We start from the raw sequence: 21,657 nt of genomic DNA, 5'->3' as shown, positions 1-21,657 counted from the left end.
AGATGGCAAAATTTACTTTCATAGTTCCTCCCCTTACTGGTCATATTAATCCAACATTAAGCCTTGGCAATGAACTTTTAAAAAGAAACCATGAAGTTACCTGGTATAGTTTAGATGCTAATTTAAAAGCTCAATTGCCTGAAAAAGGCCAATTAGTTGTTCTTCCTTTAGAAATGGATGAAATGGCAAAAAAAAAGCTTTTTGAACATGCTCAAGAGCTTCAAAAAAAGAAAGTATACGGAATTGACAGTCTTAAATTTTTATATGAAGAAGTTCTCACTCCCATGAATTCATTAATGATGAATGGGATTGAAAATGCATTAGATGAATATAAACCGGATGTGGTGATTTCCGATCATCAAATTTTTGCCGGGGCTGTTGCTTCATTCAAAAAAAATATTCCTTATGCTACTTCCGTTACTGCACCGGCATCAATTAAAGTTAATCCTTCGTTTCCAAAAATTCATGAATGGGAAGGTGAACAGGTTATAGCTTTTCAAAATAAATACGGTGTTTCCGGATATAATCGCCTTGATTGTTCTCAATTATTAACTTTGGTATACACCTCAAGAGAATTTTTCGGTGAAACCGATTTGCCATCCAATTACAAATTTATAGGTCCTGTATTATCGCCACGCGCTCAAAAAATTGATTTTAATTGGGAAAAACTAGAAAAAATGGGTCAAGATCGTCCTAAAATTTTAGTAAGTATAGGAACCACATTTGATCATACACAAAAGAAACAATTTTTCAGTAAAGTTGTTGAGGCTTTTGAGGGAGAAAATATTACTGTTATTGTAGTATCCGATCCTGACTTATTTGAAAATATTCCAGATAATTTTATTATTCAAAAGAACATACCCCAACTTGAAATAATTCAACAGATGCAGGCAGTGGTATGTCATGGAGGAAATAATACGGTCTGTGAATCTCTGTCTTACGGTATTCCTTTAGTAGTTATTCCCATTGCTTATGACCAATCTTTTGTATCCAGTTGCGTTACAGATAGTGGGGCAGGTATACGTTTAAATTTTAATCGTTTTAAAACTTCTCATCTAAAAGAAGCTGTTGAATCACTATTAAATCAGAAATCATTTAGTGAAAACGCAAAAATGATTCAAAGTTCATTTGAAAAAGCAGGAGGAGTGAGTAAAGGAGCAGACTATTTACAAACATTAGTAAAAAATTAAACATTATGTCAAAATTCTTATTTGTTGTCCCTCCTTTTTTTGGGCATATCAATCCCAGTCTAAGTATAGGTAGAACTTTATTAGAAAACGGTCATGAAGTCGCATGGGCCGGATTAACCGAAATAAAACCAGAAACTATTCCGGCAGGCGGTACTTTTTTTATATTAAAAGAATCATATCAAGAAAATAAAGAAGAAATACAAGATATTATTAAACTACAAGACAGAGGGGCTAAATTACCTGCTTTGGAAGCATTAAAATTGGGTCTTCAGGGTACTTATATTCCTTTTGCCAGAATAATGTATGCCGAGCTTTCTAAGTTAGTAGATACTTATGAGCCGGATGTTATTATCAATGACTGTATTACATTTGCGGGAGCATTTGTAGCTCATGTTAAAAAAATTCCATTGGCTACGATCACCCCTGTTACCCCAAATACACTTCATGATCCGGGAACAGCACCAAAAGTAACTCAATGGGTACATGATTCCATCATAAATTTGCAAAAATCTTTAGGTATATCGGGTGATGAAGAATTAATTTCTTCTAAAGAAGTTAATATGTTTTATACCTCTCAAAAATTTGCAGGATATAATGATGGAGAATATCCTTCTTATATGAAATTTATCGGAGCTTTAACCGGTCGCCCGGATAATACTCCTTTTGATTGGGACAGATTAAATAAAGATAATAATCCTAAAATATATATATCTTTAGGTACTGTCCTGGTAGATATCAGAAAAGAGTTTTTCACTAAAATGATTGAGGCTCTTAAAGATAAAAACGTAACTGTTGTTGCGGCAACAGACCCTTCTATTATAGAAAAATGGCCGGATAATTTTATTGTACAAAGTTATGTGCCACAACTTGAACTTTTAAAACATATTGATGTAGTAATTGGTCATGGAGGATTAAATACCGTTTGTGATACTTATATGAATGGTATTCCAATGCTCATAATACCTATAGCTTTTGACCAATCTCATACCGCCACTTTAATTGAACAATACGGATGCGGCATACGGTTAAAATACAAACGCATGAGAATTATGGATATAGAACATGCGGTCGACGAATTATTATATAATGAAAAATATAAAAAGGCAGCAAAAGAAATTCAAGAATCTTTCATTGAAGCCGGAGGAAATAAAAAAGCTGCAGAGCTCATCGAAAATCTAGTTATTAAGAATAAGGTGTAAGTAAAATATTTAATTTTTATAAAATGGAAAAAACTTCTGAAAGAAATATTTACTTTTTGCTATTTATATATGTATTAAGTGTTTTATTCATATGCTCAAAGATGTCCCCTCTATATACTACAAATGAATGGGCAGATCCTAACATTTATTTTAATGTTGCAAAGGGAATGGTTAATGGAAGGGCTTTATATACCGAGATTTTCGATCATAAAGGGCCTTTCATATTTTTTATTTATGCAGCCGGATATATAATTTCCAATGAAAATTTTTTCGGGATGTTTTTAATTGAATTAGCCTCCTGGTTTATTTTAGCATTCTCTTTATATTCTACTTCTAGACTATTCTTAGGTAAATTCATTTCTTTTGTAATTACCACCGCATTCTTTATTTTTTTAATTAAGATTATGAAAGCGGGAGGTTCTGCTGAAGAATTTATTTTATGTATGGAAGGGGTCACCTTATACTTATTTTTTAAATATTTTAAATCTGAAAATCCTATTCACAAACCAATATATATGTTTATTAATGGTTTGTTAGTAACTGCTGTGTTATATACTAAAATAAATCTTATAGCATTTTGGATTTTCCCACTTTCTGCGATATTTATCAATATTTTATATCATAAGGAATATAAAAACTTTTTATATAATATTTTAGCATTTATTTTAGGGTTTTTATTTGTTAGTATCCCTGTTATTGGATATCTATACACACATAATTGTTTAGAAGAGGCTTATAAAATATATATTGAGTTGAATAGTGCTTATGCAAAATTAGGAACTCCTAAGGATATTGTTTTAAGACTATTGGCAAGAATTCTTTATTTATTTTTAGAACCCACCTGTTTGTTTTTACTTGCTTTTATGGGAATATTTTTATTTCCATTTAAATATGTTAAAAATATATTTGCTAGAGTAGGTATAGTATTTTCCGGATTTATTTTATATTCGGTTATCTTTATGGGTAAATTTCAATATTATTATCCTATACCTTTTTTAATTTTCGGGTTTATAGGTTTTATATATGTTGGAGCCATATTCCAAAAATGTTTTGGCTCATTTTATATAAACTCAAGTAAAACATTATTTTTTACTATGTTGGTTTTCGTATTTACCTGTGCGGGGATGTCAGGACTTGATAATACGCGCATAGAAGAATGGATATTAACGGATGAAAATTATGACCGAAAAGCTTTAATGACCATGAGGTTAAAAAAGGAAATTATGAAAGAAAATAATCCTACTTTATTAAATTTAGGATTTGGTCTGGCAAATAATCTTTTTACTACATGTAATATAGTGCCTAACATTAAGTATTTTGTTACTCCTAATCTTTCTCATAAATTTTATCCTCAATTAAGAGATGAACAATTTCAATATTTAAAAGATAAAAAAACTGATTTTGTTATCATACAGCAATACATACCTAGTAATGGATATTATGAAAAAATGGATTCTATTGATACACCGTATAGTTTAAAACGAAATCCATTCTTATTGGAAAATTATAAATTAATTCTTACCGATACGATCATAAATACAATTGATGAAAGGTCCGTTGATATTTATTTTCTATATAAGAAAAAACCATAAGTATTTATTTAGGGTATAACTAAAAAGAGTTCAGTTATAAACTGAACTCTTTTTTTATGGTAAAAATTTAAATATGTTAAATTTGGGTAAGGCGTAATGTGTTTGTCAAACTATTCGCAAAAGAAGGCATTGCATTTAGGTTGATTACAAAATCACCTGATTTAATATACCCTTTTTGCTTAATATTATTGTTAACCTCAACAACTGTTTCATCAGTACTGTTCGCACCTTCATATAAATATGCTTTAACGCCCCATAGTAAGCTTAGCATATTGATTATACGTTTATTGGATGTATAAACAATAATATTAGCTAGTGGACGATGGGATGATATTTGAAATGCTGTATATCCTGATTGAGTTAAAGTAATAATAGCTTTCGCTCCTACTTGTCCAACCATAACTGCAGCATTGTAGCAAATCATATCAGTTATATAACGCTCACTGCCTTTTTTTGGATAGTGTAAAGGTATTTGAATACGGTGATCATCTTCTACGCTTAAAATAATTTTAGACATGTTCTCAATTACTTCAACCGGATGTTTACCTACTGAGGTTTCTCCACTTAACATAACCGCGTCAGCGCCGTCTAATACAGAATTAGCCACGTCATTAACTTCCGCTCTGGTAGGGGTTAACCCGTCAATCATACTTTCCATCATTTGAGTTGCAATGATCACAGGTTTACAGTGAGTTTTACATATGCTAACCAAATTCTTTTGAATTAAAGGAACTTTTTCCATTGGAATTTCAATTCCTAAATCTCCTCTGGCCACCATAATTCCATCTACAACATGAACTATTTCTTCAATGTTAGTTATAGCTTCCGGTTTTTCAATTTTTGCTATAATTGGGATTTTATGATCACAGTGTTTCTTAATTAAATTTTGTAAATCTATAACATCCTCTTTATGTCTAACAAAAGAAAGCGCAATCCAATCAAATTCGTATTTTATCGCAGTTATCGCATCTTTAATATCCTTTTCCGTTAAAGCCGGTAAAGAAATTTGAGTATTTGGTAAGTTAACTCCTTTTTTAGATTTTAACGGACCTCCTTGAATAACTTTTGCTACTACTTTATCTGTTAAATTAGTTTCTAAAACTTCAAAAATTAATTTTCCGTCATCCAATAATATTCTTTCTCCCACTTTGACATCTTTAGCAAATTGGGGGTAACTCATATAGACCTGTTTTGCGTCGCCTTCTATATTTTCATTGGTAAACGTAATTGTATCTCCAGCATTAACAATTGTTCCTTCTTTAACAATACCTACTCTAAGTTTAGGCCCTTGTAAATCGGCTAATAAGGCTACGCTAAAGCCATGTTCTTCATTGAGGTCTCTAACTGTACGTACCCATTTTTCAACAACTTCTTCTTCTGCATGAGAGAAATTCACTCTAATTACATTTACACCTGCTTGGAACATCTTTAATAATGTATTCTTATCTTCAGATGCAGGACCAATAGTAGCTACTATCTTCGTTTTTTTTCTAAATCCACTCATTATGTAGGTAATATCAAATTTTCTAAATTTTTTATTTTAATTTTATCTATATTTATTTCACTAAATTTATAAATATTTTTAAGATTTCCCAAATTTATATAGAATTCTTCATCTAATATGACATCTGATTTTAAGAAATAATTGTAATATTTATATTCGGGGATTAAAATTTTAACTTTTTCGATCTGGTCAAAAAAACTATCATTTTCATGTATGGTTTGAGGAAAGGAGAAGTTACTTATTAATTCTAATTTTTGTTTAGTTTTTTCATGGAAAAACCTATAAATTGAGAAAATATAAGTAATCCCATCTTCTATTATTTGCTGGTCATTGACTCGCTTAAAATTAAGGTTACAATTCTTATTTAAATAGAATACAAAATCATAATCTTTATTAATACAGGTTTTAAATCCTAATAAATTAAAATCAAATATTGGATCATTTACTTCCCAATCTAAAGAATATGTTTTTAATATACTCATTTATTTTGCAGAGAATTATAATACTTGCTAAGACTGTGATAGGCTCTCCTGGAAGCGCTCTCTTCGGCTTTTTTCTTAGAAGTAGCTCTTCCTTTAGCAATAATCTTATTATCCAGTTGAATTATAGAATTGAAGATTAATGATTCTTCTGCATTTTCTTCTTGAAATGTATTAAAAATAATTTCGAGTTTATTTTTTTGAGCCCATTCAATAATCAGACTTTTATAACTTGCAATTCTTTTTTCAAGCTGTTCAAAGTTTTCTTGCTTAATGAGTGTTTCTTTTATAAAATTTCGACAAAATTCAAATCCACTATCTATATAAATTGCACCGACCAGCGCTTCATATAAATTTCCATTTATATTTTCGCCCAAACTTGTATTTTGCCTCTTTTGAAGAAAAGAGGTTAATTTTAAATCTGCTCCTAAAACATTTAAGGATTTTCGACTTACCAGTTTGGATCGCATCTGAGTAAGATAACCTTCTTTTTTATCAGGTGCTTGATGGTATAAATAGTCAGATACTATACTTGATAATATGGAATCTCCTAGAAATTCTAATCTTTCGAAATTCTTATTATCATTTGTATTAATTGAGGAATGAGTAAAGCACTCATAGAAAATCGACAGGTTGGATGGTTTATATCCAATAAGATTTTCAATTTTCTTATTAAAAGTTGTTTCCTCTTTTTTTTTAGAATTTTGTTTAAATAAATATGAACATAAAAGTATTTTTTTCCAAATACTCATTTGTTAGTAATCTCTTATTTTAAAATTTCTTTAAAATAACACATGCATTATGACCTCCAAAACCAAAAGTATTACTCATTGCATAATTTACTTGTTTTTCTTTTGCTACATTAAAAGTAAAATCTAATCTTTTATCAAACTCTTCATCGTCAGTAAAGTGATTGATTGTAGGCGGAACTTTATTTTCTCTGATAGCCACAATACAAGCCAAGGCTTCAATAGCACCTGCAGCACCCAATAAATGACCCGTCATTGATTTAGTTGAATTGATCTGGATGTTGTATGCATGTTCACCAAATAATTTTAGGATAGCTTTTGATTCAGCTAAATCCCCTAATGGTGTTGAAGTCCCATGGACATTAATATGGTTGATATCTGTTAATTCTATTCCGGCATCCTCAATAGCATTTTTCATAACATTATATGCTCCTAATCCTTCAGGATGCGGGGCTGTCATATGATAGGCGTCGGAACTTAATCCTCCCCCAACTACTTCGGCATAAATAGTAGCTCCTCTTTTTACTGCATGTTCATATTCCTCTAGAATAAGGGTTCCTGCTCCTTCTCCAAGAACAAATCCATCTCTATCCTTATCAAAAGGTCTAGAGGCAGTTTTAGGATCATCATTACGAGTAGACATAGCGTGTAAAGCGTTAAAACCACCAACACCACTCGCTACTATCCCGGCTTCGGAACCTCCTGTTATAATTACATCTGCCTTACCTAATCTTAATAGCATTAAAGCATCAATTATAGAATTGGAAGAAGAAGCACAAGCTGAAACAGTTGCATAATTCGGCCCTCTAAATCCATATTCGATTGAAATAAGACCTGCGGTCATATCTGCAATCATTTTTGGAATGAAGAATGGATTAAATCTAGGGGTTCCATTTCCTAAAGCATAAGCGGTAATTTCTTGCTCAAAAGTGTTTAAACCACCTATTCCGGATCCCCATACAACTCCTACTCTATCTTTATTTAAATCAGAATATTCTAATATTTTACTATCGATTACTGCTTCTTTGGTAGAAATTAATCCAAATTGAGCACATCGATCATATTTGCGAATATCTTTTTTTTCAAAATAATCCTCTGGATTATAATTTTTTACTTCGCAAGCGAATTTTGTTTTAAAATTTGTTGCGTCAAATAGAGTAATTGGACTAGCCCCACTAACTCCGCTTAATAAAGCTTTACAGTATTCTTTAAAATTATTTCCGATTGGAGTTATTGCACCCAGTCCAGTTACTACTACTCGTTTTAAAGCCATACTTGAATGTGTCTTTGTGTAAATTATTGTTTGTTTACTTCTTCAATATAAGAAATGGCTTGACCAACTGTTGAAATCTTTTCTGCTTGATCATCAGGTATTTGAATATCAAATTCCTTTTCAAACTCCATGATTAATTCTACTGTGTCTAATGAATCTGCCCCCAAGTCATTTGTAAAACTTGCTTCTGGTGTAACTTCGCTTTCATCTACTCCTAGTTTATCTACGATGATAGCTTTTACTCTTGATGTAATGTCAGACATAACCTTTTATTTTTTTATTATAGTTCAGTCGGCAAATATAAAAATTTTTTTACTATAATAATATTTTTTAATACTTTTTGATTGAAATGCTCATTCTTCAAAGAATTTATTGCAATTTTATTAACCTTAAAATCAACACATTAAAATGCATTTAAATAGTACTTTAAATTATTAATAATTTTTATGTTTTTCTGTCATATTTTATTAAATTATAGTTAGCAATTACAATAAAGTATCATTTAAAAAATTTTCTTTCAATGTAATTTAGCGAATCATAAACTCCTTTTCCGTACTTATATGAAGAAATATAATTTGCTTTTTCTTGTAAAGATTTTACCGCATTGTTTACTGCGCATCCAAAAAAAGAATTTGTAATCATTTCCAAATCATTATAGGAATCGCCAAATGAAAAAATTCTACTTTCCGTATTTTTTACTACCTCTTCTACTGCTAAATACTTATTTATATTTGAAGAAAATATTTCTATGTAAGAATTTGATGAAGCAGTTATGTGAACCCCTTTAAGATTGTTTTTTAAATCTTCGGTTACTTCTTTTAAATTTTTCTCTTCAACAATTACTATTTTTAATACCTTTTGAAAATTATAATCTTTTAAAGGTAATGCCTGGTGATTAACTCCTTTTACTTCTTTGCAGTAAGCTTCTGTTTCTAAAGATGAAGCATACCAAGCTTCTTCTGTGTAAAACCATAAGTTTAAATATTGCTGTTTGACACTCAAAAAATATTTTATGATATCATGAGATATGGGGTAGGTTTTGAATGTCTTGTTTTTATATAAAATATGTGCTCCGTTTAATGCAATTATATAATCAATGATTAGGTCTTCCAGTGAATACATACTTATAATTCCTTGAAAAGGGCGGCCGGATGCTAATATAACTTCTCCTAATTTTAAAGCTTTTTGTAAAGCTTTAATCCCGTAAGCATCTAAGCTAGGTTTGCATGGGGCAGTTAATGTTCCGTCAATATCTGTAACAAATATATTTTTCATAATATTTTACTATTTCTTAAATTTAATCAATATTATCTGAATTATAAGTTTTGATTACCTTTGAGATATTAAATATTTAGTATGTTATCTTCTATACCCTTAAAACAAATTTTATTTCTTGATTTGGAAACCGTTCCTCAACATGAAAATTGGAACGAATTATCTGAGAGAACTAAAGTTTTATGGGAGAAAAAAACTCAATTTCAAAGGAAAGAAAATGTTTCCCCGGAAGAATATTATTATGAAAGAGCAGGAATACTTTCTGAATTTGGTAAAATTATATGTTTATCTTGTGGATTAATTATCGAGGATAAAAAAATTCGTATTAAAAGTTTTTATGGTGATTACGAAGAAAAGTTATTAATAGAATTTAATGAATTATTAAAATCAAATTATTTTAAATCCAATTTGATTTTATGTGCTCATAACGGTAAAGAATTTGATTTTCCTTATCTCGCCCGGCGAATGATGATTCATCAAATAGAGTTGCCTAAAATTTTAAGATTTCACGGTAAAAAACCATGGGAAATTCAACATCTTGATACTATGGATTTGTGGAAATTCGGAGACTATAAACACTATACATCACTGGATTTATTATCTCATGTTTTTGGATTGCCTTCTCCTAAAGATGACATGAATGGCAGTGAGGTATCTGATGTATATTATAAAGATAAAAATCTAGAACGTATAAAAACATATTGTGAAAATGATGTGATTACGTTAATAAATGTATTTCGTAAAATGAGATATGAATCCGTTCTTGAAAGAGAATAAATTTGTTTATTTATTTTCAACCCGCAATTTATTGTTTTCCAAAAAATAGAAACATGTCTGATAATTAGCTATTGCTTCATCAGCTATAGAAGTATCAATGGATTTTGATTTTTTCATTTGAGTTCCTTCTATCACATTATATTGTTCAATTTTTTGGTTAGGTGATAAAACAATTAATTTATTATCTTTTAAATATCCTAATTTCTGATAGGTTGCAATTAATGCCCGTGGTTGATAAGTAGAGTCAAATACATCTTGCCCATAAAAACGTGATGAATAGGAAAAATGTAATTTACCAAAAAGTGTAGGCATAAGATCAATTTGGGAAACCAGTTTAGAAAACTTTTCCGATTTTATAAACCCCGGAGAATATATAATTGCAGGTATTTTGTATTTATCCAAAGGAATATCTTCTTTACCGGCACTTGAGGCACAGTGATCTGCTACAAACACGAATACTGTATTAGGGAACCAAGGACGTTTTTTTGCTTCTTCGATAAATCTACCAATAGCATAATCCGTATATTTTACTCCTCCTTTTCTGGATTTACTGGTATTAGATATATCTATTTTCCCTGAGGGATAGGTAAATGGTCTGTGATTACTTACTGTCATAATGTGTCCGAAAAAGGGAGACTTATGTTTACTATTTTCATCAAATACATGGATAGCTTTCATAAACATATCTTCGTCACAAACTCCCCATATATTAGCAAAAGTTATTTCATCTTTTTTAAAAGAACTTCTATCTATAATATTATACCCATTTCCTTCAAAAAAAGTATTCATATTATCAAAATATCCATATCCACCATAAAAATATTGAACCGTATATCCTCTGCGTTTGAATAAATACCCCGTAGAAAACATATGATCATTGTTATTTCTTTTTATTAAACTTTCACCGGGTGATGGCGGGATACATAGGGTAACAGATTCTAACCCTCTAACGGTTCTATTACCGGTAGCATACATATCTGTAAAAAAAAGTCCTTCTTTTGCTAACTTATCTAAGTTAGGTGTCAAATTTTGAGTATTTCCAAATTCCTTTAGAAAACTTGCACTCATACTTTCTATGGTTACAAGAATAACGTTTTTATGAAGTTCCGGAAGCGTATCCTTTATAATTTTGGTATTATTATTTGCAGACCATTCATTATCATAAATTTTATTAATTAGTGAAAATGCTTTTTGTAAGGGCAATTTTGCATAAAATTTATCATAATTTAAGGAACTGTCGCTATATGCATTACAAAATCGAACTAATCCATTTGCTTGTAATTCATTTACAAAGGCATTATCTGAATTTTCATACTTTTCATTTACTTTTAAAAGAAAAATCGCACCGATAAATAGTATTATATAAACTATACTGTTTATTAATTTTGTTTTAAAATTAGGTAAATCTTCAAAGTAATTTTTGGATTTTTTGAGATAAAATATGGTAATCAATACTGAGATTACTATTAATGCAGAAAACATGGGAATAATAGGATAGGATTCTAGAATATTCCCGATTACCTCATTGGTATATATTAAATAGTCAACAGCTATAAAATTATATCTTACCCCGAATTCATTCCAAAATAAAAATTCACTGATTACATTGAAATTAATTAAAAAAATGTATAAAAAGAAAATAAAAAAGTATATGCAATAACGCCATGTTTGCCTTATTTTAGGGATCAATAGCAATATTATATATGATGAAGCTTTTATTAGTACAAATGTTTTTATTATTTTAGGAACAGCACTTCCATAATCATCAAAAACCGTTTTAAAAAGAAACAAATAACCAATTAAAATCAAAAAAAGACATAATATAATGTATTTTAAAGGTGATTTAAATTTTGAATCGGTAATGAAGATTAGATGTATCCAAAAAAAAACAAAAATTAAAATTGATACACAAAAATCATTAAGTAAACCAACAGAAAATATTTTTAAATAGTCAATAAATGAAAAATTTGAATCAGTAACAGGTGAAAAGAGAAGAACAATTCTTAAGATTAAACCAACTATTATGTAAAAACTTGAAATCTTTATAAATGGCGCTACTAACTTTTTCATTAATTATTTATCGTATTTTCTTTAGTTTATTTATTATTTATTAAATGAAACGTATTATTTTTTTTATACTATTTAAAATAACGAAAAAAAATTATCAATAGTATAATCAACTATTAATTATTATTTTTTCTAAATTATTGTAAATAATCAAATATATAAAATTATTATAATTCACAACTTGTTTGAAAAATTTTTATGGAATTTTTAAATTTTAATTTAAGCATTGCTTGAATTACTTATTTAATTATTAAGCTTATTTTTAAAAATATATTTTTAAGACTTTTTTCTTTACTAATTAATATTCTCTATTACTATAATTATAAAATTCATTAAATAAAAAAGGGTAAATTAATTTACCCTTTTTTATCAATTAAATTTATCCATTCTATGGATTAGTAAAAAATTTATTTAGCATTTATCCACTAAAATTTTCTTTTACTTCCAATAATTCCATTGTAAACCATCAAAAATCGCTATACATTGACTTGCTGTATCATAACAAATCATTCCCGGATGTGGACTTTTTACATTTAAATGAGGATCGGAAATTTTTGGTAAAATTAAAGCTTTATCAGCCGCCTCTAAGACTAATACTCCCTCCGGTGTTGAACTAGTATAATCTCCGATGACAACCCCATTTCCTTTTTCAACAGAATCATTAAACTCCACATTGGAAACACTACCCGTTCCGGTTAAATCCATCCAACTATCATTTATTTTCACTTTAACTACTGCATCTTCTTTATCCATTATAAAAGTTCCGTCAACCGCTTTCTCCGGTAACGTTTCAACGATAGGCAATAGTATACCTTTAGTAGTCCCTTGACTAAAATCTAAAATTCCACCTTTATCCACCTTCTTTTTACCAATTGCAACTTGCGCGTTTGAAGTTACTGTCAGGAGCAATATAAATAAGATTAATATTTTATTTTTCATATCATTTTTCATTTTTGTGAGTTATTTTCAATTTTTCTCGTCAAAAAATTATTGAGGACAAGTTCTTTCTATACAATGCCATTCCTCACCGTTATACAATTTAATACATTTATCCGTAGTATCATATATAACCATTCCTTCAACTAGTTTTTCCTGAGGAATTAAATCAGAACTTGTTCTTGTAATTACAAAACCTTTATTTTTTGATTCCAAAACTATAAATCCATTGTAGATATTAAAAGGCCACCCTTTCAACTCTTTTTCAAGAGTAGTAATTCCTATTTTAGAAACTTCAGTTGAAGGTTCCAGGTTAGGATCTAATGTACAAAATGGAACAGGTGTACAGAATGAAACCAAAACAAAGTTGTTACCGTCTATATCAATGGAGGCACAATCAATTTCGGAAGATGTCGTCATATCTATATTTATTTCCATTTCCGTAAAATTATTAGACAGAATTTCTGGCGCTTTAATTTTAAAGCTTAATGTATGATTTCCATTCGGTAAGCTAAAGTCTTCTATTTCGAACTCATTATCTTCAATATCTTCTGTGTTAATTGTACCGTCCGTCATTTTAAAAGAAGTTTTTAAACTTCCTTTTACATATTTAAATCCTTCACTAAATGATGCATTTAAGGTTACATTATCCAATAAAGAATTAGGATTGTTTATATCCATTGTAACTAAAATGGTATCGTCTTCTGCAATACAAGTTTTATCCACACTAAGATCGCTTATTATAACCGGACTTGGTAAACCTGCTGCAACAGCATTTACAGTGGTATTACCACAACCATCTATAACATCACAACTTTCATAGGTTACATTTTCATCATTACGATTTAAATATTGTATAGAAGCCCTTGTAAGATAGGATGCTGTTTTATCTTCTGTAAATTTTGCTCTTGCCATAATAATAGTTGTAGTTCCACCGGGAACTTTTATTCCTTTTATAGAAAGCAAATCACTGTCTCCATATTCTTTAGTTTCAGTAGTAAAATCTCCGTCTTCAACATTTAAAGATTCTTTCACCCATTGCATACCTTGCGGTAGTTGGTCCGTCAAATCTATTAATTTGGATTCGCAATTAGTATTCATGATTTTAAATATAAAAGGCACTTCTTCACAGGTAAGGGTGGATTCAGCAACTTTAAGTGTAAAAGCAAGACCATCCTCATTAACTTCCACCGGCTTTGGACAATACAGCTTTATAGCACCAATACCTATCATTTGTGATCCCGTCGCAGGACGTCTATTATAATGAACTTTATATTCAATAACTATCTTCTCAACAGCTACGGAAAAATCTATTAAAACTTTTCCTCTGGCAGCAGTATATCCTGAAGATCTATAACCACCCGTAGCTTTTGCTGTTGCTATATTCTTATCAATAGTATAAGAACTTTTCTTTTTAGGTGCTACGTGCATAAGCTTTGGTTTAACAATTCCTCCTCCGCAAATTCCGTAAACATTAATTTCATCTGACCTATACGCCTGGGTATCAATATCAAATATTTCAAACATTGCAGCAGCGGCTCCTCCGGTAAATGAAATGGTAGTAGTGATAGGTTCTTTATCTTTATCAAAATTTCCATATCGGTAAAATTGCAAGGTTTTACCACTTCTTCTCGGGTACTTATAGCGTAGAACTTTTCCCGGATCCGATATATTAATATTGGCAGAGAAATCATCTCCTAAATCAACCGTTTTATCTAGCTGACCATTATTTGCAGCTCCCTTCCAAATTTGGGGTAGATCAATGGTTTTATATCCGCTGAAGCTGCAATTCGTACAAACTCCATCTGACTTAACAGCCCCAAAGGTAAAATAGGTAGTATCTTCTGTAAATTTATAATTAAATTGAACTTTGTTATCTACCCATTCGCCGGGTATAGTATAAGCCCAATTTTCATTTTTGATATCATCATCAGAATTAGCAATTAATAAATAAACTCTATAATTTTGATTAAAAACAAATTCATCTGCAGACTCATCAGCTGATAAAATAACCGATTGTTCATCCAAATTGGTTTTATTTACTAACCATATTCGATTCATTCTTCTATCTAATCCTCCACAAATAGATTGTGAAAGCTCACTTAAATCTGTAGTTCCCGTATCTCCGTTATGTCCCCAAAATAATCCACTTAGATCATTTTTTAATACAGACTTTTGCCCTTGTCCACATTCGGTACTTTCACCGGCTTGAATAGTTACAATTGACTGAACATCAGTAGATCGAGCTTTGTTAACATATATATTTGAATTATCATCACGTACTAACCCGGCAATATTTCTATGATAGTTAGAATAAGGCTGTGTTGATCCTTTCCAAACTTTAGTTTTAATGTCTGATAATATGTAATCAGTCGGTTGTTTTTGTAATTGCACTATTTCCTCACCCATAGTTATAGACTTAGTTGTATACAAAGTAATAGCATATTTCATTGCTAAATAGGTTTGTATACGAACTTTTTCATTCTTACTTAACTTTCTTTCATAAAAAAACAATTCGGAAATTAATCCATCAAAAAGCCCGGAATTCAAACTGGCTGCACCTATAGTTCCTCCACTAGCCATTAAGAAATCCGAACCAAAGTTAGTTTCCGGCCTGGATAATGTATCAACAATACCTCCAAAATCATGTTCGATTAAAGGAAATTTCGGATCTATACCTTTATAAGCTTTACTAAGCCTGGTCATATGCAAGGCTGTAGCTCCAAATTCAAATCCTTTTACTGAACCTTGAGTTATAGCTATGGAAGTTGCTATTCTTCCTGTTCCATAATTAGGATTGAAACCTACCGCCGGGTGTCTGGTTTTCACCGAAACTGGATCCACTCCACCAAAGCCGTGGGTATAGGTTCTAACTGTTGATGGAGACGCGAAGCTATTATAAATGATGAAAGAAGTGGTATGTTCCGGCGCATTAGTACTCATAGGCCCCTTCTTTATAGCAAGTGCGGAATTTTGACTAAAATATATGCTTGGAAAGAAATTCATTTTACTATTACATGAATCAAACACCGGCTCCATTTTAAAGTTATTATTCACTAATGAAAAATAATAATCGTTTTCATTAACGGTTTGGTCTTTCCAAATCAATAATTTAGAGCTTTCCCCATCAAACACTAAACTATTCTTATCATCTGCTTTTAACCACAATCTTAATCCATTCAATACTCCCCCCGGAGCAAATCCGTATAAAGCATAACTTATATAATCTCCATCATTAATTTCAACATTTTTGGCAACTTTATTTTCCACCACATAAAATCTGGTGTTTTGGGGCTCAAATTTTCCATCAGGTGAAACTAATAAAATCTTTGCCGTCAAACTTGGTTGTATATTTACTACATAGGAACCGGATCCTGATGCCTGTGCTTTTAAAGTCACCTGATTTCTGTAATCGATTCTAAATGGCAATTTACCGTTTGCATAAGCAGTGCCTTCAAGATAATTATAATCTAATAAATAATCTTCTAATCCATTAGAACCTAACATCAAATAATCTTTGTTTTTCAAGGTTCCGTTACCTAACTTATTCATATCTGCGACTTCATTACCAACAAAAATGGTCATAAGGTCTCTATCATAACTTACAGATTGCTTTTGATATAAATCAGAACTATCATCTCTGGCTATACCAAAAATATCATGATTAAATCCTGCATTTATTTTACCATCCCAAACTTTGTTTCCATAAGAGTCATAATAATCCGGTTCAGATTCACTATGTAATGTAATTCCATATTTAATCGCTAAATAAGAATTAATTCTATTAAAATCTTTGGAATCTATGGGTGTTCCTTTATTTCCAGAAAGAACAATTATTTCCTGAACATTACCTACAAAAGGATTGAAATAATTTAAAGTTTTAGTATAGAGTTGTCGAGCTCCGATAAGACTTAACGCCGGAATTTTATTTTCCATTGCAAATCCGTTAAACGAATTGGAAATACCATTGAATATGATTCTTTGTTCAACATATTTATCATTGGTTCGCTCCACTGCTACTACTCCATACGTTTTATTTATACTATTGGAATGTGTTTGAACAGTATTAGACGGATTATACCCATTAGTTAATGCAGGATTCCCTAAATTCCACCCCTGGTTATTATCATTATTGGTATTGGAATAGTTACTGTTTAAAGCATATAATACCGATAATCCGCTTGTATTTATTTCAGATACATAGAATATGTAGTAAGATCTATCTGAACTATAAAAACTTGGTGCAGTTAATACCGGAATTGTAGAATTTGACTGACCGGTATTAGTAAATTGCAAATGAGAATGATAATTCATTAATCCTTTTTGATTACGAATAATTGGTCCTTTAAACTCTTTAGCATCAGTAATGACCGAGTGGTCCCGTTTATATACTGAAATATCTTGCCAAGTACTAATTTCTGTACTATCTTCTTCAGTGCTTGGTATATCATCAGCTCGTAACCAAAGTTCTGTTAGTAAATTTACACCTCCCGGATTAGGTCGTCCACTGGTAAAAGAAACGTAATCATCATTCTCTATCTCAACTCCTTTAACGATTCCGTCATTAACAGGATAAATACGAGTTTTTGACGGATCAAACGTTTCTACAGAACTAACTATAACATATTTAGCATCAACATTTAATTTCATGTTGACAGTTAGACTTTTGGTTCCTGTTACCTTTGTTTTTAAGGTTCTTTTTAATTTAAAAAATACATCTTCACTCAATATGCTGTTAGAATATTTTTCTCCTTGCAAATGTTCATACCGTTCTACACCAATCTCATCATTAGATCCAAACATCAAAAAAGTGTTATTGGTTAGAGTTCCATTATTGTTATCATTTAATTCTGTTAATTCATCTCCAACATAAGCGGTTAAAGTTGATAAATCAAAATTAGTTGATTGTTTTTGATATAATCCGTATTGATCATCTCTTCCTAAACCAAATACATGGTTTTGATAGGACATGAAATTTTCTCCGTCCCAAATTTTTTCACCTTTTGAATTAACATAATTAGGGAATGTTATCTCATTAGCTGATTCTAAAGAAATACCATATTTAACGGATAAGTAAGAATGAATTTTTTGTAAATCCATATCTGTTAAATAGGTATTTTGAGGGGCAGATAATACTATTATTTCTTGTATTTCACCTTCAAAAGGATTCAGATTTTTTACATTTCCAGCTCCCACCACACTCTGTCCATCTCCCAGCCTTATAGAATACGACCTAAATGTGTTTTCGGGAATAGAGTTAAAATAAAGCATCTGGGTTAAAGTTGTACTGTTTGGACGAATTATCCCAACTATACCATAATTTTTGCCTTGACTGATTTTACTTCTATAAGTTGCGCCCGCTGTAGTAAAATATGGAAACCCGGTAGACCAACCCGAATAATTATTTCTCGTAGAATTTAATGAATAAACGTACTGAATACCTGTCGGTCTATCTAATAATGATACATAAAATACATAATAAGCTTTACTTGCAGATATTTTCAAATCAGGCCCCGCTAAAAAAGCTTTAGATCTAGGTTCAAAATACATAGACGGTTGAAAATTCATTAAATCTCCAGTTTTTTTATACACCGGCAAATTTTCATTAACTTTCTTATGATCTCTCCCATTACCGGATACATCCTTCCATAAATCCACCGGTTGATTATCCATCAATGAGCCGACTCCCCCTTCTTGAGGCCGGTCTGCTTTTAACCATAACTCTACATTGCTATCAAACCCACCGGGACTTTGTCCCAACAAAAGCACGGGTATTACAAAATAAAATAAAAATGAATAATAAGTAATTGATCCATAATTAGCTTTTCTTTTCATATAATTTAGTTTTTTATACAGTTATAATTCTATTGAATTAAATAGAATTTTAGCCATACATCAATTCATCATAGTAATATATTTTAAAAAATTATTTAGGGCTTAATTATCTTCTATAATAAACAATGATCTATTATTTATTATCTGCAAAGAATAAAAATGACATTAACAATATATTATCTAATCAATTATAATGTATGTTTTTAAACCTGCAAATGTAACAAAGTATTAACAAAGAAAATAAGCATTATACACATTAAATGTACATTAAATCTCATTTAAAATTATAAGTGGTTAATTTTAAATACCTTACTTTTTAACGCTTATTTAATATTTTATTAAACTAATTTTAAAATATGAGGTATATAAATTTTTATTCTGCTTTAGAAACATATTTATTTTAAATAAATAAAAATATAAATTGCATAATCAAAAAAAACAACTTATCTTTGTAGGATTTTAAAAAATCGATTTAATAAAAAAGTTTGTATAATCACACTAATTAAATCTTTTGAATAACTCTGAATCATTACCTAAAACAATAAACAAAAAAGGAAGAATTACTTTTAACAAAAAGTTTATCCCTCTACTATTCCAGATTCAGGGCAAGAAATCATCTTTAGAAGATACCGGAAATATTTTTTTTAAATATTCATTTAAAACATCTTATTATTTAAGATGTTTTTTTTTATTTTTAAAAAGCAATAATAAAAATTACACTATTATAACACCAATTAAACTAATATATAAATAATGAATCATTTTATCACTTTAGAAAATCTTGATCTAAGTTTGATTGAGGAATTAGTGGATGATGCGATAAGCTTTAAAAAGAAAAAAGCTTTTCCAAATCTGTCTAATCATTATATATCCAACCTTTTTTTCGAGAACAGTACTCGAACCAAACTCAGCTTTGAAATGGCTGAGAAAAAAACAGGAATGGAAATTATATATTTTGATGCAGAGAGTTCAAGTGTTAAAAAAGGTGAAACTCTTTATGATACAGTTAAAACTTTAAATTCCATAGGGGTTGAATGTTTTGTTATAAGACATATGCAAGATAGATTTTATGACGATTTAATTACAAAAATAGAGGTGCCTATCATTAATGCCGGTGATGGTTGCGGAGACCACCCTACCCAATCTTTATTGGATTTAGTAACCATATATGAGGAATTCGGTACTTTTAGAGATCTGAATATAGTAATTGTTGGCGATGTGATACATAGCAGAGTAGCTCATTCAGATGCTAAAATTTTAAAAAGACTGGGATCTTCTATAACATTTGCGACTCCGGAATTTTGGAGAGATTCCAGCATGACTATGGGAACCTATGCTTCTCTTGATTCAGTAATACAAGAAGCAGACGTTGTGATGTTATTAAGGAATCAAAACGAAAGACATGCGAAACAATATGACGAAAAAAATTTTTTAGAATTATATGGATTAACAAAACAGAGAGCCGATAAAATGAAATCCTCGGCAATCATTATGCATCCGGCACCTATTAACCGTAATGTTGAGATTGATGAGGATCTTATCGAATCTTCAAAATCAAGAATATTTACGCAGATGACGAATGGAGTTTTTGCCAGAATTGCTGTGCTTAACTATGTTTTTAATTCATAACCATATTCAAACCACTATAATAAATTAACAACCCTTGAAAAGAAAATTAGTATTAGAAAACGGATTAGTATTTAATGGCGAAGGCTTTGGTAGCGACCAATTCACAATCGGTGAAGTTGTTTTTACCACAGGAATGACAGGTTACCAAGAAACCTTATCAGATCCTTCCTTCCACAAGCAAATTATTGTTTTCACCTATCCATTAATAGGGAATTATGGAATTAATTCCAGCGATTTTGAATCCCTTAATTCTTTTGTAGGTGGAATTATCGTTCATGAATACGCTGAAACAGAATCTCACTGGAAAAGCCAAATGAACATCGATTCTTTTTTGAAAAAACAAAATATTCCCGGTTTAAGCGGTATTGATACCCGCGCCTTGGTAAAAACCATACGAACCAAAGGCAGTATGAAAGGTAAATTCTGTGATGAAAATGAAAACATTGATGAAGTAATTAAATCTCTACAAGAGACCAAGTTAGGACATCATGTTCCCGAAGTTTCTACACCAAGAGCCTATAGTGCTCCAGCAGAAGGACACAGAATTGTATTGATAGATTATGGAATGAAAAAAAGCATTTTAAAAGAATTATGCTTACGAAATTGTGATGTAGTGGTAGTACCTTATAATACAGATTCAAGCTCTATATTAGAACTAAACCCCGATGGAATTATGCTCTCCAATGGTCCCGGTAATCCGGAAGAATTAACCGAATCTATAAACACTATAAAAGAATTGAGCGGAAAAGCCCCGATATTCGGAATATGCTTAGGTCACCAATTATATGCCCTTGCACATGGAGCTAAAACTTTTAAGATGTTATTCGGACACAGAGGTGCAAATCATCCGGTAAAAGAACTTGCCACTAACAGAGTGTATATAACTTCTCAAAATCACGGATATGTAGTTGATGAAGAATCTTTACAAAACACAACTTTAGAAGTAACGCATCGAGCTTTAAATGACGGAACTATAGAAGGATTACAGGATAAAAAGAATTGGGCATTTACTGTCCAATACCATCCCGAATCCAGTCCGGGGCCTCATGATAACGAATATTTATTTAACCGCTTTATGTCTATGGTAGAAGAATTTAAAAATAAATAATAAAATTCTTTATATCCGAATAGTTAAGCACTATCGAATTATTA

At 30.5% G+C, this 21,657-nt stretch carries 15 protein-coding genes; 6 read left to right on the top strand and 9 right to left on the bottom strand.

Annotation, left to right across the window (positions count from 1 at the left end):
- Nucleotides 1-2 precede the first annotated feature (2 nt).
- From G8C43_RS09995 to G8C43_RS07870, 3 genes are all read left to right on the top strand, one after another.
- Complete coding sequence (locus G8C43_RS09995; protein ID WP_166005274.1) at nucleotides 3-1,190, top strand: glycosyltransferase; 1,188 nt, start codon at nucleotides 3-5, stop codon at nucleotides 1,188-1,190.
- A gap of 5 nt (nucleotides 1,191-1,195) precedes the next feature.
- Nucleotides 1,196-2,389, top strand: coding sequence for a glycosyltransferase (locus G8C43_RS09990; RefSeq protein ID WP_166005272.1), 1,194 nt, complete (start codon nucleotides 1,196-1,198; stop codon nucleotides 2,387-2,389).
- Nucleotides 2,390-2,490: 101 nt separating this feature from the next.
- On the top strand, nucleotides 2,491-3,981 hold the full coding sequence (locus G8C43_RS07870; protein WP_160542463.1) for a hypothetical protein: 1,491 nt from the start codon (nucleotides 2,491-2,493) through the stop codon (nucleotides 3,979-3,981).
- A gap of 76 nt (nucleotides 3,982-4,057) precedes the next feature.
- On the opposite strand, the gene pyk is transcribed toward G8C43_RS07870, so the two are convergent.
- The 6 genes from pyk to G8C43_RS07840 form a co-directional block, all read right to left on the bottom strand.
- The gene (gene pyk, locus G8C43_RS07865) at nucleotides 4,058-5,485 is read right to left on the bottom strand and encodes a pyruvate kinase (RefSeq protein WP_160568143.1); all 1,428 of its coding nucleotides are present in this window, start codon (nucleotides 5,483-5,485) and stop codon (nucleotides 4,058-4,060) included.
- Nucleotides 5,485-5,967, bottom strand: a complete 483-nt coding sequence (locus G8C43_RS07860; RefSeq protein WP_160542464.1) for an IPExxxVDY family protein — start codon at nucleotides 5,965-5,967, stop codon at nucleotides 5,485-5,487. The genes pyk and G8C43_RS07860 overlap by 1 nt, the downstream gene beginning before the upstream one ends.
- Nucleotides 5,964-6,716, bottom strand: coding sequence for a ribonuclease III (rnc, locus tag G8C43_RS07855; protein WP_160542465.1), 753 nt, complete (start codon nucleotides 6,714-6,716; stop codon nucleotides 5,964-5,966). Before rnc ends, G8C43_RS07860 begins: the two co-directional genes overlap by 4 nt.
- Nucleotides 6,717-6,735: 19 nt before the next feature.
- Complete coding sequence (gene fabF, locus G8C43_RS07850; protein ID WP_105296290.1) at nucleotides 6,736-7,986, bottom strand: beta-ketoacyl-ACP synthase II; 1,251 nt, start codon at nucleotides 7,984-7,986, stop codon at nucleotides 6,736-6,738.
- Between the two features lie 23 nt (nucleotides 7,987-8,009).
- Nucleotides 8,010-8,249, bottom strand: coding sequence for an acyl carrier protein (locus G8C43_RS07845; RefSeq protein ID WP_055424989.1), 240 nt, complete (start codon nucleotides 8,247-8,249; stop codon nucleotides 8,010-8,012).
- Between the two features lie 235 nt (nucleotides 8,250-8,484).
- Nucleotides 8,485-9,261, bottom strand: a complete 777-nt coding sequence (locus G8C43_RS07840) for an HAD-IIB family hydrolase (protein ID WP_166005270.1) — start codon at nucleotides 9,259-9,261, stop codon at nucleotides 8,485-8,487.
- A gap of 81 nt (nucleotides 9,262-9,342) precedes the next feature.
- Between G8C43_RS07840 and G8C43_RS07835 the strand changes: the two genes are divergently transcribed.
- Nucleotides 9,343-10,038 carry a 3'-5' exonuclease gene (locus G8C43_RS07835; RefSeq protein ID WP_166005268.1) on the top strand — a complete coding sequence of 232 codons (696 nt, stop codon included), beginning with the start codon at nucleotides 9,343-9,345 and terminating at the stop codon, nucleotides 10,036-10,038.
- A 6-nt stretch (nucleotides 10,039-10,044) separates the two neighbouring features.
- Here G8C43_RS07835 and G8C43_RS07830 read toward each other — a convergent pair whose 3' ends face one another.
- The 3 genes from G8C43_RS07830 to G8C43_RS07820 all read right to left on the bottom strand — a co-directional run bounded on the left by G8C43_RS07830 (nucleotide 10,045) and on the right by G8C43_RS07820 (nucleotide 18,876).
- Nucleotides 10,045-11,829 carry an LTA synthase family protein gene (locus G8C43_RS07830; RefSeq protein WP_255490343.1) on the bottom strand — a complete coding sequence of 595 codons (1,785 nt, stop codon included), beginning with the start codon at nucleotides 11,827-11,829 and terminating at the stop codon, nucleotides 10,045-10,047.
- Between the two features lie 714 nt (nucleotides 11,830-12,543).
- A complete protein-coding gene (locus G8C43_RS07825) occupies nucleotides 12,544-13,044 on the bottom strand; it encodes a hypothetical protein (RefSeq protein WP_166005265.1) in 501 nt (166 codons plus the stop codon).
- Nucleotides 13,045-13,092: 48 nt separating this feature from the next.
- On the bottom strand, nucleotides 13,093-18,876 hold the full coding sequence (locus tag G8C43_RS07820) for a hypothetical protein (RefSeq protein ID WP_166005262.1): 5,784 nt from the start codon (nucleotides 18,874-18,876) through the stop codon (nucleotides 13,093-13,095).
- A gap of 753 nt (nucleotides 18,877-19,629) precedes the next feature.
- Here G8C43_RS07820 and G8C43_RS07815 point away from each other — a divergent pair.
- Nucleotides 19,630-20,505 (top strand): aspartate carbamoyltransferase catalytic subunit, encoded by an 876-nt coding sequence (locus G8C43_RS07815; protein WP_160568155.1) that lies wholly within the window; start codon nucleotides 19,630-19,632, stop codon nucleotides 20,503-20,505.
- Nucleotides 20,506-20,539: 34 nt separating this feature from the next.
- The gene (locus G8C43_RS07810) at nucleotides 20,540-21,613 is read left to right on the top strand and encodes a carbamoyl phosphate synthase small subunit (protein ID WP_160557562.1); all 1,074 of its coding nucleotides are present in this window, start codon (nucleotides 20,540-20,542) and stop codon (nucleotides 21,611-21,613) included.
- Nucleotides 21,614-21,657 lie beyond the last annotated feature (44 nt).

The sequence above is a fragment of the Apibacter sp. B2966 genome, assembly GCF_011082485.1.
Classification (GTDB): domain Bacteria; phylum Bacteroidota; class Bacteroidia; order Flavobacteriales; family Weeksellaceae; genus Apibacter.
The sequence above is the reverse complement of the archived record's forward strand: the minus strand, read 5'-3'. Positions and strand labels throughout refer to the sequence as shown.

Excerpts from the sequence above, each read along its gene's own strand:
- G8C43_RS07845 (WP_055424989.1), bottom strand. The coding sequence starts at position 8,249 with ATGTCTGACATTACATCAAGAGTAAAAGCTATCATCGTAGATAAACTA.
- rnc (WP_160542465.1), bottom strand. The coding sequence starts at position 6,716 with ATGAGTATTTGGAAAAAAATACTTTTATGTTCATATTTATTTAAACAA.
- G8C43_RS09990 (WP_166005272.1), top strand. The coding sequence starts at position 1,196 with ATGTCAAAATTCTTATTTGTTGTCCCTCCTTTTTTTGGGCATATCAAT.
- G8C43_RS07815 (WP_160568155.1), top strand. The coding sequence starts at position 19,630 with ATGAATCATTTTATCACTTTAGAAAATCTTGATCTAAGTTTGATTGAG.
- G8C43_RS07860 (WP_160542464.1), bottom strand. The coding sequence starts at position 5,967 with ATGAGTATATTAAAAACATATTCTTTAGATTGGGAAGTAAATGATCCA.
- pyk (WP_160568143.1), bottom strand. The coding sequence starts at position 5,485 with ATGAGTGGATTTAGAAAAAAAACGAAGATAGTAGCTACTATTGGTCCT.
- G8C43_RS07840 (WP_166005270.1), bottom strand. The coding sequence starts at position 9,261 with ATGAAAAATATATTTGTTACAGATATTGACGGAACATTAACTGCCCCA.
- G8C43_RS07820 (WP_166005262.1), bottom strand. The coding sequence starts at position 18,876 with ATGAAAAGAAAAGCTAATTATGGATCAATTACTTATTATTCATTTTTA.
- fabF (WP_105296290.1), bottom strand. The coding sequence starts at position 7,986 with ATGGCTTTAAAACGAGTAGTAGTAACTGGACTGGGTGCAATAACTCCA.
- G8C43_RS09995 (WP_166005274.1), top strand. The coding sequence starts at position 3 with ATGGCAAAATTTACTTTCATAGTTCCTCCCCTTACTGGTCATATTAAT.
- G8C43_RS07835 (WP_166005268.1), top strand. The coding sequence starts at position 9,343 with ATGTTATCTTCTATACCCTTAAAACAAATTTTATTTCTTGATTTGGAA.
- G8C43_RS07825 (WP_166005265.1), bottom strand. The coding sequence starts at position 13,044 with ATGAAAAATAAAATATTAATCTTATTTATATTGCTCCTGACAGTAACT.
- G8C43_RS07870 (WP_160542463.1), top strand. The coding sequence starts at position 2,491 with ATGTCCCCTCTATATACTACAAATGAATGGGCAGATCCTAACATTTAT.